Source organism: Mucilaginibacter sp. GW821-FHT07G05 (genome assembly GCF_059418565.1).
This window is the reverse complement of sequence record NZ_JBWKQC010000015.1, coordinates 29,175-43,320: the sequence shown is the minus strand read 5'-3', so window position 1 is coordinate 43,320 and position 14,146 is coordinate 29,175. Positions and strand designations below refer to the sequence as shown.

The window sequence follows — 14,146 nt, the reverse complement described above, 5'->3', positions numbered from 1 at the left end:
GCGTTTTACGCCATTTTGCGTTTAAGCAGTTTATTGAAGAAGCGTTTGTATGCTTCCATATCAAACAGGGTAGAATCGGTAGCGGCTTTGTACGACAGGAAGATACCGATAGGCGTAAGCACAAAAATGGCTATCCACATACCTATTATAGGCGGGGTACCACCATCTTTAACACCCTTTTCGCCAATGGTTGATATGATATGGTAAAGCAGGAAAAACGCGACAGAAACCACCACCGGTAAACCAAGCCCGCCCTTGCGGATGATAGCTCCAAGTGGCGCCCCTATCAGGAACAGCACTAAACAGGCTACCGAAAGCGTGAATTTTTTTTGATACTCCACTATAGATCGGCGGATGTTGTGCACCTCTTCCTTATTGGTATCGGCACGGCCTTTAACCAGGTCGAGCACGGTTTTGGCTTCGTTGGAGGCTATGGAAAGCGTGTTTCTTTGGCTGGCTTCGTCCATTCCCTCAAAAATTGTTTTTTTTGCCGGAACAATATGCTTAACCACCATTGATTTTTTAGGCACATTAAAATACTTAACATACGCGGTTAGCAGCTTATAAGCGCTTAGGCGCGCGCTGTCTGTCACCCGCTCGGCCGAATCGCGGAAATGCGAAAGCTGCCGGATGTTCATCATTTGAAAAGCCGACTTAAACGCGTCTTCATCTGTGCGTTTAATTTTAAAGTTATCCAGTGAGAACTTTTGCTCGGTTTCGGCAAAGCGATAGCGCACCAGTTGCTGCCGTTGATCGTTATAGCCATTTTTGCCCGGTCGTTCCTCGTAACGGATGCCGTCCTTCAGTTTTAATACAAGGTATTTATCGCCCGCGGTACGGTACATGGTCCCCTCTTTAGCAAGCGTCACATTCAAATTATCTGAAGGTGCGGGTGGTTTGGGTTTCTCGTAGATCATGATGCCATACAGCGTTTGCCCGTCTTCGCCCTTACGCTGCACGCGGATGCTGTAACCGGTAAAATCATTACTGAAAACACCTTCCTGCAACAACTTGGCCGATTTTTGCTGCCGCACATCGTACAGTAAGGAGTAGTATTTAAGATTGGCAACCGGCAGCATGTAATCAGAAAATACAAAGGCAGTGATGGCCAGCAGCGTTACCACAATAAACATGGGCGCCATAGCACGGCGAAGCGAGATACCGGCCGATTTGATAGCCACCAGCTCGTAGTTTTCGCCGAGGCTGCCATACGTCATGATGGAAGAAAGGAGCACAGAGAGGGGCAGCGCCATCGCCACGTTAGTGGCCGAGGCATATAGCATCAACTCCAAAATAACATACCATTCAAAGCCTTTACCAATGAGGTCGTCGACGTATTTAAATAAAAATAGCATCAGCAACACAAACATCACTATTAAAAAAGTGACGATAAACGGCCTTATAAATGACTTAAGTAATAAAAGATGTATCTTCTTCACGCTGCAAAAATAAGGAATGGGATATATTCCTTAAGCCCCCAATACACTAATGAGGTATTCGATAGAATTATCCCAAATCAATTTGCGCTCAGCAATGGTATCTTCAGTAGCGAAATCGGTAACACTTAAGGCTACGTCGTTCGTTAGTTCGTCTTGTATAATTTCCATTTCGAAATAACACTGCGGCTCGTCATCTATAAACTTAAATCTTACAGATTTATTTTCACGCGTGTTAATCAATTTTGCTTTTTGTTGTTCGCCATCCCAGGTAAAGGTATAAACCTGATCGCGGATGGTAACATCATCTGCAAACCACTGTGTCAGTCCGTTAGGCTCGCTTAAAAAGCTGTATAAAATCCTCGGAGACGATTTTATTTCATATTCAATAGTAAATTTTTTCTTCTCAGACATAATCAGGGTTCTGCCCGTTTTTAGCACCAGGCTGTAAAAGTTAACATTTTTTCTAAAGAAACTTAAATTATCCTATATTTGCAAACCTTTTTACAAAGGACGTTGATAAACGCCCATAAGAGAGAGGTAACACACATAAATAAACGGCGGGGTAGCTCAGATGGTTAGAGCGTAGGATTCATAACCCTAAGGTCGGCAGTTCGATCCTGCTCCCCGCTACATGGTAAAAGGCCACTTGAAAGAGTGGCCTTTGTTGTTTCTGTACGGTGTAGTGATAACCCGACCACAGGCTAAATCGACCAACATGAGATGTGATAGTGGGCAAAGCGGATTCTTAATCGATTTGCCCATATTTTTCCCTCAAAGAAACCGTCTTAACGATATCAAAAGCGTGTATGCATCATTCAAACAAGTAGTTCGATATTGGGTGCTATCGAAAATGAGGTTTTCGGGGAACATCGAACCGGTTATGTGCGCTTTCTTCTGCGGGTCATAAATTAATAAAAAATTAGGTGGCCTATGTTAATTGATATCTTTCTGTTATACGTATATTACATTATTGCTTAGCGCTATCAATCCAAACGGGGCCCAGTAAACCCGATTCTAATATCGGGGTATTTGCATTAAGCATATCAAAACGGAATGATTCGTGAGTTTTAGTTAGCCGTTTAGCCACGGGAAGGCTTAAATCGAACACAACACGATTGGCCCAAAGGTTAGTAACTTCAACTTCTAAAATATTCCCTTTTTCTTTTACGGCATCAGTGATATCTACCCGCCATGGCGCACACCATAGTACGCCTAAATTCTTTCCGTTAAGTTTTACTTCGGCAACGTTTTTTACATCTCCTAAATCTATTATGATCCTCTTCTTGCTTTTTTGGTCGTTTGTTTTTAAGCTATTCAAATCAAAAGTTTTCCGGTAGGTGGCAGTACCTGAATAATATTTGATGCCATCTTGGGTATTGTCAGTCCAGCTTTTTAATTCAGATAATTCGGTATGCGCCGGTCCGCCCCATTTTGGATCAAAAGATACGCCCCATGTACCCGCCAGTTTTTGCTCATGGTTAATAACAGGAAAGTTCTTCTTATTAACAGCATTGATATTGGCGGTTGCGGTTTTTCTAAATACTATAAATAGCGAACCAAAGCTATCAAACTCAAGGGGCAATGTGGTTGCACCATTTGCCTGCATGTAATCATTTGCATTGAATGTTTTACCTGTTAAGGCATCCCATACCTCGGGAACCTTCCCGTTCACCCGGAATGTAAATGCACGCGATTGCTTTTGATTGGTTCGGTTAATAACAAAGTAGATCTCCGCATCCTTTGCCGAGCGGTGGATATAATCAAACTCATCAGATTTATCTGCCTGATTTGCAAATTCAAAATCAGGGATCACACCATCTTGTGATAGCACCTCTTTTTCGGTTTTTCCCCAAATTATACGTCCTTTACCAACTTTTCGTTCTGTTTTCGTACGTCCATCCAGATCTCCCCAAATCTCAGTTGCAATTTTCTTTATTTTAATATCGGTTTCATTATAATCTTTAAGTTCTCCTGCATTTTCGGGCGGCGGGCCAACTATTGTTGCACCATTGTAAACCAGTTCCCTGATCTTTTCAATCACCGGTAACGACATGGCTTTTGAAGCTTCAAGCGGCACCCCGAGACTTTGATACGAACCTACTTGCTTTGCAATATCAGGATCAGGTGATACACAGTTTTGAAGCACTAACAACTTATAACTCATTCCATCAGGTAAAGTGATCAATCCGTTTTTAACTGTCATCCTATTCAGCAATACGTCGGGATTACTGTAATCACAATCGAAGCCCGGGCCAAGTGTTGGGATATTATATTTAGGTGGTGCCAGCAGCGGGGGCCTTTCTCCTAAATAAAAACAAACATCGGCAACAAATGTACCCTGTTGCAGCATAAACTGGCACCTGTTGAGGTAGGTGAAAAACGGCTTAGATTGCTCCCACCAGGTAACATTTGGCGTAAAGTGGGTGCCTGCACAATATTCATAACCGGGTTTACCGTCAGAAGGAGGCTGCGATGTGGCCGAGTGAAGCATTAAACGATTAATACCTTCGCAAAATGCATCGTTGGCATAAGGCTTAAGATCAGATGGGCCTAACGTCCAATGGGTCGCATTTTTTTCCTGCTCGGTGAAAGCCTCGGCCTCGGTCTGCCTTTTCCCGTAAACATGTGCCGCAGTAGCGGTCTGTTTTAGGTTTAGGCGCGACATCCTGTTTTGGTTATATCCTCCCGAAGCATTGCGATGCCCGTTCACCCAAAATTCACCTGCAACTATATCTTGTGTGCTAAAATTCTTTAAAACGTCCATCGGAGATATATCATTCGGTCCGCCTGCTTCACTGCCTGCTTTAATACCATTTTTATGGCAGAGTTCGGCAAAGTGTCCGTAGCAGTTCTCTGCAATACAATCTTGAATGGTCCGGTTAAAATCATCCTTAAAACGCTCTGAAATTTCCGGGCTTTTAACCGTGTAGCCTGCTAAAACAGGCATGAAATGTTTTAAATCGTATCCCCTGAATCGCTTAAACTGTTCGGCGAAATCCTGTGTCCAGGTTAATTTTCCGCATTCCCAGCTGTCGCTCCACAAATAATCAATATGTCCGCCTGCCTTTTTTGCCTCTGCAATAACCGTTTTTCCCAAATAATCAAAATAGTTATCTAATGCCCTTTTACTCAGATAATCAATTTCGTAGCCTTCTCCGCCTTTAAATGTATCACCTTCAGGATAGGCTTTCCATTTACTCCACGGGTGCCCGGTAAGCGTGTACCCGCTTCTAAGTATCACCCATTTGCCTGTTGGTACATTCCATGCCATTGATCCATCAGCGGCCAATTTATCTGTAATGTCTGTAACTGATCCCTGATCAACTAATTTTCCGTCGTCCAAAACACGGAACGCCTGAACCATGATATCGTGATAATAGCCTTCAACCTGCTCTGGCAAGGGAAGTTTGCCCACAAATTTCGATCCGCCGTTAACTTTCAGCTCTGCCCAAACTACCTTTTTCATGGCATCGTCTTTTGTTACAGATGGCCCCATAAATGTCCATCCTCCGGCCAGGTTAAAACCAAACTCTATATGTAACCGGTTGGCTTCTTTAACCGCATGCCTAAACAGGGTCCTCCATTCTTTGCCTAAAAAGTCTACGCCTAAAAGTGGTTCTTTACCACCGTATCCACCGTTGCAAATCAGGTTTACACCGCTGATGCCCTTTGCTTTAAATTCGGTCAAATCCCTTGTTATTCCCTCTTTAGTAACCCTGTTGTATATCCAAAACCAATAAACTCTTGATTTAGCCGAATCAGGAGGAGCAGTAAAATATTTTAAGAGCTTGTCGGAAACCGTAGACTGTTTAACATGATTAGTCTGTCCGAAAGTCATATTTGTGCCAAGTAGCGCAAGCGCCATAAATAGCACTTTGAATAAGGTAGATTGCTTTACACTCATCAATTAAAGGTAATTTAAGTTAAAGGTATTAATCGGTTTATATGCTAATTGCCAATATTGCATTTAAAATGCATATTAACCGTCCTGCACTGTCTGTTTAAACAATCTGAGTGTATTCTGTAGAACTTCAGACATTCAATCTTTACTTCCAAGAATAAATAAAGCCAAACCTTCCACCCTCCCCTTAGTGTCTTAACATTTTCTAATCACTCTCTAATCAAATCTTAATTTAAGTCCACCAACAGCCATTAAACAGGTCATTTTTTTGTATCTTTTTAGTTATTGAGGCTTTATTTCAAAGGGCTTCGTGTAATTAATGGTTATATTTGCGACAATGCAATTAGTAAGATTTTTAAGAAAGTCGGCCATTAAAGGAACTCTGGGAATGCTGCTCATCACAGTATTCGCCATCAAATGCTGCGACCTTTTTATTGACTGCTATGTTGCTTACAATAAGTCAGTATCGGTAAAAAATATTGCTGATAACAACGACGATAACCCTAACGATGAGAACCGGGATGTTAACGAGGATTGCTTTGAAAAGAGCGAGAAAAAACTTTATTCCTGTTTCGATAATGCCATCTCTTTTAAATCGCTTACCTGGGTAACTCCTTTGTCTGTTCACTGGTACGTTTACAGTTTCAGTATTTTTACAGAACCACTTAGGGTAGTACTTACCCCGCCTCCAAACCCCGCTTTAGTATAACATAATTATTATTGGCTTGCCCGGCGCTATTGGTTCCGGTATGGTATGCTATGATTTGTGGCCATGTGTAGTATACTACAGGTACAAGATTATGTGCTGTTTCCGTGCGGGTAATTCATCCTAATCCAAATCAGGTAAGCCCTTTATCCACTATTTACTATTAGTTTTTTAACCTGTTTTTATGAAAAAAAATAAGCATGTAAATGCTATTACGCCCTGGCAAAGGCTGGTGCGTATACTACACTACGAACGTAATACCATTAATTACATTTTTATTTACGCCATACTCATTGGCTTAATTGGTTTAACGCTGCCATTGGGTACCACGGCGGTGTTCAACCTGCTCTCTAACGGTGCCATGTACAGCTCAACCTATATACTTATAGCGGTGGTGCTGATAGGCGTTGTTATAGGCGGCTCGCTTTTAATTGGTCAGCTTACGCTGGTTGAGTTTTTGGAGCAAAAGATATTTACAAAGGCCTCTATGGAATTCGCGTTCCGCTTGCCCCGCATTAAAAAGGAAGAACTGCACGGCGAGCATCCACCCGAACTGGTAAATCGCTTTTTTGATATACTTACTATACAAAAAGGCTTAACCAAGCTGCTGGTTGATATTGTGGCGGCATCGGTCCAAATATTCTTCAGCGCCATATTGCTTTCCTTTTACCACCCGGTGTTTATGGTGGTGGGGCTTTTGGCTATTTTGGTGATCGCGGCTATCATACTGCTATACTACAGGCAGGGAGTAGAAACAAGCATTGACGAATCGGGCCATAAATATGAACTGGTGGCTTACCTCGAAGAAGTGGCCGGCGACCTTGATAAATACCGAGGTAACCCCGAAATGATGGATAGCATTGTAAAAACTACCGACGAGATCACCTCAAAATACCTGGGTTCGCGTAACGATCATTTCAGCATACTAAAAAAATTCTTTTTGGGGTCGGTAGCGTTGCGTACCATATTGATGGGCGGCCTGCTGCTGCTGGGCTCGTACTTTGTGGTTGAGCGTGAAATGACGTTCGGCCAGTTCGTGGCAGCCGAGGTGATCATTGTACAGATCAGCTACGCGGTTGAAAAATTATTAACCAACATGAATACTGTTTTTGATATGGTTACCGGCAGCGAAAAGCTGGCAGTAGTAACCGATCTGGAATTGGAGGAGGCAAAATAACATGGCTAAGTCATCAAAAAACAATCTGCACAACCAACACATGGAAGATTTGGCTGTGCGCTCGAAAAATGAACTTATTAATGTTAATAGTTCGCGCATGCTGGGCCGTATCATGCTGATATGCCTTATTCTTTTCATTATTATACTGATGCTGCCCTGGCGGCAAACCATACCCGGTCGCGGTACGGTAACCGCCCTGCACCCCGAAGACAGACCACAAACCGTGCAAAACCAGATAGGCGGCCGTATTGAACGCTGGGCTGTACGCGAAGGGCAGGAAGTTAAAAAGGGCGACACGATATTGGTTATCTCCGAAACCAGCCAGTCGTACTTTGACCCTGAACTGCCTTTGCGTTTGGATGAGCAACTGGAAGCCAAAAAAGGCAGCGAAGTAGCCGCCGTACAAAAAATGGATGCTACAACCGCGCAAATAAAAGCGCTTACAAGCGGCCTGCGTTTTCAACTATCGTCTGCCGAAAACAAGGTGCAGCAATCAGAAAACTATGTAAAAATTGACAGTGCCGATTTAGTAGCGGTTCAAAACTTTTATGAAACCACCAAGGCCCGTTTAGCGCGATACGAGTCGGGATACAAAACGGGGCTGTTTTCACTTACGGATATAGAAACCCGCAGGCTGAAATTGCAGGAAGATAACGCGAAGGTTATCGGTCAGCAAAATAAGCTGAACAACTCCAAGCAGGCATTGCTTAATGCCCGTATCGATCTGGATAACATCAGGGCCAAGTACCAGGAATCGTTGGCTAAGGCGCAGTCAGATATGAGCTCGGCGCTTTCAAGCAGGGCAAGCGTGCGCGGCGAGATCGCTAAGCTGCGTAACGATATTTCTAATATCTCCATACGCCGCGGACTGTACATTGTGCGCGCGCCGCAGGATGGTTATGTAGTAAAAACGATGAAAGCCGGTATTGGCGAAAACATTAAAGAAGGCGAATCAATTGCCACCCTGCAACCCAAGAACCCGCAGGTAGCTGCCGAGCTTTATGTGAACGCGATGGATGTACCGCTGATACTGGATACCAGCGATGTGCGCCTGCAATTTGAAGGCTGGCCATCGGTACAGTTCTCGGGCTGGCCATCGGTAGCCGTGGGTACTTTTGGCGGGCAGGTATGGGCTATCGACCGCGTGAGCAGCAATGGTGGTAAATATCGTTTGCTGATAAAATCTGCCAACCCTGTGCCTCAAAATGACGAGCCTTGGCCGGTACAGCTGCGCCAGGGTTCGGGAGTTTATGGGCGTATCATCTTGCGGTCGGTACCGCTGTGGTATGAGATATGGCGACAGTTGAATGGTTTCCCGCCGAGCCTGGAAAAAGAGCCATCAGAAAAGAGTACCGATGGAAAGAAAGGATAATTAAAAAATGAGCATGAAATTAATAAGATATTTAACTACCATACTGATAGCGGTGATACTGTTAAGGGTTGATGCGTATGCACAAACCGGGCAGGCGGCTGATACCGGTAGGGTATTCGAGCTTAAAGATCTGGAAGAGATAGTTTTTAAAAATCACCCCATTGTAAAACAGGCATCTTTGCTAAGTGACGCTGCCAAGGCCACCGTGCTGCAATCGTTAGGGTATTTTGACCCGGCGCTGAAGGCCTCCTTCGGTCGCAAATTGTTTGGCAGTACCGAGTATTACAATAACTGGGGCAGCGAACTTAAAGTGCCGCTGTATATTGCCGGTGCCGATCTTAAACTTGGTTACGACCGTAACGTAGGCACTTATACCAACCCCGAAACACGTACCAATACCGACGGACTTTCTGCCGTAGGCATTAGCATTCCGCTGGGGCAGGGCTTACTGATAGATGCCAGGCGAAGCACCCTTTGGCAGGCCAAAGCGATGGTAGCTTATGCCGAAGCCGACAAGGTGAAGCAAATAAACAGCGTTTGGTACGCTGCCGTTAAAGACTACTGGAACTGGTACTATACCTACCGCGAATACACACTGATAAAAGAAGGTGTTGACCTTGCCCTGAAAAGATTTGAGGCAGTAAGCCGCCAAACCCTAATGGGCGATAAACCGCCGATTGATTCGGTAGAAGCCAGTATTACCGTGCAAGACAGGCAGCTGCAACTGGCAAAAAGCACGGTAGAAATGCAAAACGCCATGCTGGTACTCTCCAATCATTTATGGAATGAGCAGGGTACACCGCTCGAATTGCCTGCTAATGCCGTACCGCAACCGGTTAACGAGAATATTACCTTACCCGGTAATGCCGTGCTCGATACCTTGTTGGGCCAGGCCAGCCAGCAACACCCCGAACTGGTTAAGCTACGCGCAAAAGGCACCCAGCTGGATATTGAACGCCGCTACAGGCAGGAGGTGATGAAGCCAAAGATCAATATCAGCGGATCACTGATATCATCGCGAAGAAATTTTAACTCGTACGTGCCCGATTATTACGATTTTAACTGGAGCAATTATAAGGTTGGTATTGAGTTTGCATTCCCGTTATTTTTACGTGCCGAACGAGGTAAACTCAGGGAGGTGAAAATTAAGCAGCAGCAATTAAATTACGATCTGCAACAATCGGGCAGGGAGATAGGTAACGATATTACCAAATCTTACAACAGCCTCACGGCCTATAAATCGCAATTGAGTGTTCAAATACAAAGCATCAACAACCAGCAGGTATTGCTTAGCGGCGAACTCCAAAAGTTCGACCTGGGCGAGAGTACCCTGTTCCTGATCAACAGCCGCGAGAGTAAGCTGATTGATATGAAGATAAAACGCGAAAGCATGATATCGGGCTACCAGAAAACCCTCGCCGAACTTTATTACAAAGCAGGGATACGCCAAAATCAGGCTAATTTATAATAGTATATATATGTGGATAAAGAGGGGCTGTCTTAATAGGCAGCCCTTTTTGCGTTTGGTGATATTTTGTAGATTAGTAGCACATTAATTAAGCGAACGATCCCCAAATTCACCACCCACCACCATGCAGCACCAGGAATTTGAACCACCACAGGAACTTCGGGATACCATAAAGTGCTTTTGGTATAATACCCGGGATTTTGGGGAGGAGCAATCGGATTTTGAGGTGGTGCCTGATGGTTATGCCGAAATTATTTTTTATTTCGGGAACCTCCAAAGCGTGGCTGCTGACGGGAGTATGCAATCATTGCCGTCGCCATTTATGATGGGGCTGCTTAATCAGCCTGTTACTTTTTATACGGAAAATCGCTTACAGGTCATCGGTGTAAGGTGCTTCCCCTGGACGGTGTTCGACCTGCTCGGGCTATCATCCGGGAAAGACGGCGTACGCATATTTGAACATCCCATAGCCCGGCTTCAACCCCAATTAAATGAGTGTATCATTAACGGTAAAACAGCCGACGCGCTGGCTTTGGTAAAGCAGTATTTTTTAGATGCACGCTTAAAGGTTGCAACCAGCAGCATGCTCGCCAAGGCAGGTGCAGCTATGCGGCAGGCAAATGGTACGCTATCCGTAAGCCGGGTAGCCGAAGCGGCACATGCCACAGTACGAACACTGGAGCGCAACTTCAAGCAATCGTCGGGTTATTCGGTTAAAGATGTATCTGGCCTCATGCGTTTTGAGCAGGTACGCAACCGTTTATGGCATCAACCCAATGTTAACCTGGCAGGCCTGGCCCATGAACTGGGCTATACCGATCAATCGCACTTAAGCCGCGAATTTAAACGCTATACCGGCACTACCCCTGCGGCCTTCGCCCGAAAAGCGAAAGAAAGGCAGTTCAATGTAAACGATTTTGTCGCGTTTGTACAAGCCTAACCTGATCGCATTCCCCAATTTTGTGTTGATAAACAACACAAAACGATGTTACTAAAAGACAAGAAAATAGCCATTATTGGCGCAGGCCCGGTAGGGCTCACCATGGCAAGGTTACTACAGCAAAACGGTGTAGATGTAACCGTATACGAAAGGGACGAAAACCCGCAAACAAGAATATGGGGCGGCACGCTCGACCTGCATCAGGATTCGGGACAGAAAGCCCTTGAAAAGGCGGGATTGCTAAAAAGCTACTATGCTACCGCGTTACCCATGGGGATAATTATTGCCGATGAACATGCCGAGATCTTATCTACCAGGGATATCACCCCCGAAAACCGGTACGACAACCCCGAGATCAACCGGAACGATTTAAGAAAGATACTGCTCGGCATCTTGGCCGACGACACCGTGGTATGGAACAGTAAACATACGGGCCTGGAAGAGCACAACGGAAAATGGCTTTTACATTTTGAGAACAAACCCGACGCGCTTGCCGATGTGGTGATTGGCGCCAGTGGTGGAATGTCGAAAGTAAGAGGTTACGTAACCGATACCGCGGTGGAAGAAACCGGAACCATCATTATACAGGGTGATGTTCCGCAACCCGAAACAAGGTGCCCCGAGTTTTACAACCTATGCGATGGTAAAAGGATAATGACCGCGCATCAGGGTAATTTATTGGTGGCCAATCCATTCAATAACGGGGCTTTAACTTATGGCGTGATCTTCAAAAAACCGGAAGAATGGACCAATGGTGTCGGGTTAAACTTTCAGGATAGGGATAGTGTTATCGCGTTTCTTTCAGAAAGATTTTCCTCATGGGATGAACGCTTTAAGCAATTATTTCAGTCGACATCACTCTTTGTAGGCTTGCCAACAAGGAAGTTGCCTCTTGATAAATCGTGGAAAACCAACCGCCCTCTACCCATAACACTTATTGGAGATGCCGCGCATTTAATGCCGCCTTTTGCAGGCAAGGGCGTAAATACCGGACTAATGGACGCGCTGATTTTATCGGAGAGCCTTACCAATGGTAAATTTGATACCATACAAAGCGCTATTGAAGCTTACGAACAACAAATGTTTGTTTACGCGGGCGAGGCACAGCTGGAATCGAGCCAAAACGAATTAGAAATGCGTTCGCCCGACTTTACCTTTCAAAGGTTCTTTCCACAAACATAAACCGGTAACGCTGTTAACGGGGCTTACAACCTATGAGCCGTACAAGCAAGTTATTTGAGCCGTGGGCGAAATTTGATGAGGCGAACAACACCCATCTTTGTATTGTTAATTTAATAAAAAACAGCAAATGACAACAATACAAAAAATACCTCTTGGCAATAATGGTCCGCTTGTTTCTAAACTTGGTTTAGGCTGCATGCGCATGTCGTCCGTATGGGGCGGTCCGGTAAATGACGAAGCCGAAAGCATAGCAACTATACAGGCAGCTTTAGACAACGGCATCAACTTTCTGAACACCGGCGATTTTTATGGCGCAGGCCACAACGAATTATTAGTAGGCAAAGCCATCAAAGGCAGGCGCGATGATGCCTTCATCAGTGTAAAATTTGGCGCTATATTTTACGGAGGCAAATGGCTCGGATTAGATCTTAGGCCTATAGCCATCAAAAATTTCATCAACTACTCGCTGGTGCGTTTAGGTATTGATACCATTGACCTTTACCAACCATGTCGCTTAGATAACAGCGTACCGGTAGAAGATGTGATTGGCACCGTTGCCGACCTGATAAAAGAAGGTAAGGTACGCCACCTCGGCGTATCTGAAATTACGGCAGATCAGTTACGCAAAGCTAACAGCGTACACCCGGTAACCGCTTTAGAAATAGGCTATTCGCTTGCCGATCGCCAAATAGAAGCCGACCTGCTGCCAACCGCTAAGGAGCTGGGCATAGGTGTAGTAGCCTTTGCCAATACAGCCGAAGGCTTGCTTACCGGCGAAATGAAAGCCCCGCTTGCAGCGAATGACTACCATAGTCATTTCTCGCGCTTTCAGGGAGATAACCTGGTGAAGAACCTCGAAAAAGTGGAAGTGTTAAAGCAAATAGCTAAAGACAAAGGCTTAACCCCAACACAGTTGGCCATTGCCTGGGTAAACGCGCAAGGCGATCATATTATGCCATTGGTGAGCATGAGCCGCAGATCTCGCCTGCCCGAAAATACACAGGGCATGGACATTGTGCTTACAGCCGAAGAACTGGATACACTTAATACTACTTTTGCGCCGGGCGCTATACTTGGCAGCACATACCTGCAACGCTAAGCAATTGGGGCTTGCATAAAGCCCCAACTGTTTTGTTATCTTTATAACAGATGATCAATCCAACTGAAATAATTCCGGGGGTGATATTTTACTCTTATCTATCGGCTATGCGGAAAGATAAGGTGGCCTTTTTGGAGCATAACACGCTGGTAATGCAGGTTTCGGGGCGTTTTACATTAGAAACCGCCAGCGAAAAGATCTCGATGGAACGGGGTGAGATGCTATTGATCCGGAAAAATCAATTGGGCGAACTTACCAAAGTGCCGCTCGAAGGCGAAGACTACCAAACCATTGTTATTTGCCTGAAAGAAGACCTGCTGAGGCAGATTGCCCTGGAAGAGCAAATAGAGATAGGGCATAAGTACACCGGCGCGCCGAATATCCTCATCCCGGGGAACGATTTTTTACGGGGCTTTTTTCAGTCGGTGCTTCCTTATGTGCATCACCCTGATGAAAAGATAACGCAAACGGTGGGTATGCTCAAGGTAAAAGAGGCTGTACAACTGCTGCTGCACACCATGCCGGAGTTAAAGGACCTGCTGTTCGATTTTTCGGAACCTTATAAAATGGATCTGGAAAAATTCATGCTCAATAATTTCCATTTCAATGTACCGGTCGAAAAATTCGCGCAACTTACAGGCAGAAGCCTCGCGGCGTTTAAGCGCGATTTTCAAAAAGCCTTCGGTATGGCACCCCGGCATTGGCTGCAAGAAAAACGGCTGACGGAAGCCCGGCACCTGATAGAGAACCGGCACCGCAAACCATCATCCATTTACCTTGATTTGGGTTTTGAAAGTCTGTCGCATTTTTCGCACTCCTTTAAAAAGAAGTTTGGCAAAACACCTACCGAATGGGTATAAAA

At 45.0% G+C, this 14,146-nt stretch carries 11 protein-coding genes and 1 tRNA gene; 9 read left to right on the top strand and 3 right to left on the bottom strand.

Annotation, left to right across the window (positions count from 1 at the left end):
* Positions 1–5 precede the first annotated feature (5 nt).
* Together AC07NA_RS25080 and AC07NA_RS25075 are read right to left on the bottom strand one after the other, a co-directional pair.
* Entirely contained in the window at positions 6–1,439 is a 1,434-nt protein-coding gene (locus AC07NA_RS25080; protein WP_494900705.1) for an LptF/LptG family permease, read from the bottom strand.
* Between the two features lie 30 nt (positions 1,440–1,469).
* A complete protein-coding gene (locus AC07NA_RS25075; protein WP_345213938.1) occupies positions 1,470–1,850 on the bottom strand; it encodes an START-like domain-containing protein in 381 nt (126 codons plus the stop codon).
* Positions 1,851–1,995: 145 nt separating this feature from the next.
* Between AC07NA_RS25075 and AC07NA_RS25070 the strand changes: the two genes are divergently transcribed.
* Positions 1,996–2,069, top strand: a tRNA-Met gene (locus AC07NA_RS25070).
* 337 nt (positions 2,070–2,406) lie between these two features.
* Here the strand turns inward: AC07NA_RS25070 and AC07NA_RS25065 are convergent.
* Positions 2,407–5,277 (bottom strand): glycosyl hydrolase, encoded by a 2,871-nt coding sequence (locus AC07NA_RS25065; RefSeq protein ID WP_494900733.1) that lies wholly within the window; start codon positions 5,275–5,277, stop codon positions 2,407–2,409.
* 400 nt (positions 5,278–5,677) lie between these two features.
* Here AC07NA_RS25065 and AC07NA_RS25060 point away from each other — a divergent pair, with 400 nt between their 5' ends.
* The 8 genes from AC07NA_RS25060 (at position 5,678) to AC07NA_RS25025 (ending at position 14,144) form a co-directional block, all read left to right on the top strand.
* Entirely contained in the window at positions 5,678–6,049 is a 372-nt protein-coding gene (locus tag AC07NA_RS25060; RefSeq protein ID WP_494900704.1) for a hypothetical protein, read from the top strand.
* 181 nt (positions 6,050–6,230) lie between these two features.
* Positions 6,231–7,223 (top strand): ABC transporter transmembrane domain-containing protein, encoded by a 993-nt coding sequence (locus AC07NA_RS25055; protein ID WP_494900702.1) that lies wholly within the window; start codon positions 6,231–6,233, stop codon positions 7,221–7,223.
* A gap of 1 nt (position 7,224) precedes the next feature.
* Positions 7,225–8,595 carry an HlyD family secretion protein gene (locus AC07NA_RS25050; protein WP_345213915.1) on the top strand — a complete coding sequence of 457 codons (1,371 nt, stop codon included), beginning with the start codon at positions 7,225–7,227 and terminating at the stop codon, positions 8,593–8,595.
* Between the two features lie 13 nt (positions 8,596–8,608).
* Entirely contained in the window at positions 8,609–10,063 is a 1,455-nt protein-coding gene (locus tag AC07NA_RS25045; RefSeq protein WP_494900700.1) for a TolC family protein, read from the top strand.
* A gap of 124 nt (positions 10,064–10,187) precedes the next feature.
* On the top strand, positions 10,188–11,003 hold the full coding sequence (locus tag AC07NA_RS25040; protein WP_494900698.1) for a helix-turn-helix domain-containing protein: 816 nt from the start codon (positions 10,188–10,190) through the stop codon (positions 11,001–11,003).
* A gap of 45 nt (positions 11,004–11,048) precedes the next feature.
* Positions 11,049–12,185 (top strand): FAD-dependent oxidoreductase, encoded by a 1,137-nt coding sequence (locus AC07NA_RS25035; RefSeq protein WP_494900696.1) that lies wholly within the window; start codon positions 11,049–11,051, stop codon positions 12,183–12,185.
* Between the two features lie 127 nt (positions 12,186–12,312).
* A complete protein-coding gene (locus AC07NA_RS25030; RefSeq protein WP_494900694.1) occupies positions 12,313–13,284 on the top strand; it encodes an aldo/keto reductase in 972 nt (323 codons plus the stop codon).
* Between the two features lie 50 nt (positions 13,285–13,334).
* Positions 13,335–14,144, top strand: coding sequence for a helix-turn-helix domain-containing protein (locus AC07NA_RS25025; RefSeq protein WP_494900692.1), 810 nt, complete (start codon positions 13,335–13,337; stop codon positions 14,142–14,144).
* Positions 14,145–14,146 lie beyond the last annotated feature (2 nt).

Coding starts and splice junctions, on each gene's coding strand:
- AC07NA_RS25045 (WP_494900700.1), top strand. CDS start 8,609: ATGAAATTAATAAGATATTTAACTACCATACTGATAGCGGTGATACTG.
- AC07NA_RS25060 (WP_494900704.1), top strand. CDS start 5,678: ATGCAATTAGTAAGATTTTTAAGAAAGTCGGCCATTAAAGGAACTCTG.
- AC07NA_RS25065 (WP_494900733.1), bottom strand. CDS start 5,277: ATGACTTTCGGACAGACTAATCATGTTAAACAGTCTACGGTTTCCGAC.
- AC07NA_RS25030 (WP_494900694.1), top strand. CDS start 12,313: ATGACAACAATACAAAAAATACCTCTTGGCAATAATGGTCCGCTTGTT.
- AC07NA_RS25055 (WP_494900702.1), top strand. CDS start 6,231: ATGAAAAAAAATAAGCATGTAAATGCTATTACGCCCTGGCAAAGGCTG.
- AC07NA_RS25040 (WP_494900698.1), top strand. CDS start 10,188: ATGCAGCACCAGGAATTTGAACCACCACAGGAACTTCGGGATACCATA.
- AC07NA_RS25035 (WP_494900696.1), top strand. CDS start 11,049: ATGTTACTAAAAGACAAGAAAATAGCCATTATTGGCGCAGGCCCGGTA.
- AC07NA_RS25050 (WP_345213915.1), top strand. CDS start 7,225: ATGGCTAAGTCATCAAAAAACAATCTGCACAACCAACACATGGAAGAT.
- AC07NA_RS25025 (WP_494900692.1), top strand. CDS start 13,335: ATGATCAATCCAACTGAAATAATTCCGGGGGTGATATTTTACTCTTAT.
- AC07NA_RS25075 (WP_345213938.1), bottom strand. CDS start 1,850: ATGTCTGAGAAGAAAAAATTTACTATTGAATATGAAATAAAATCGTCT.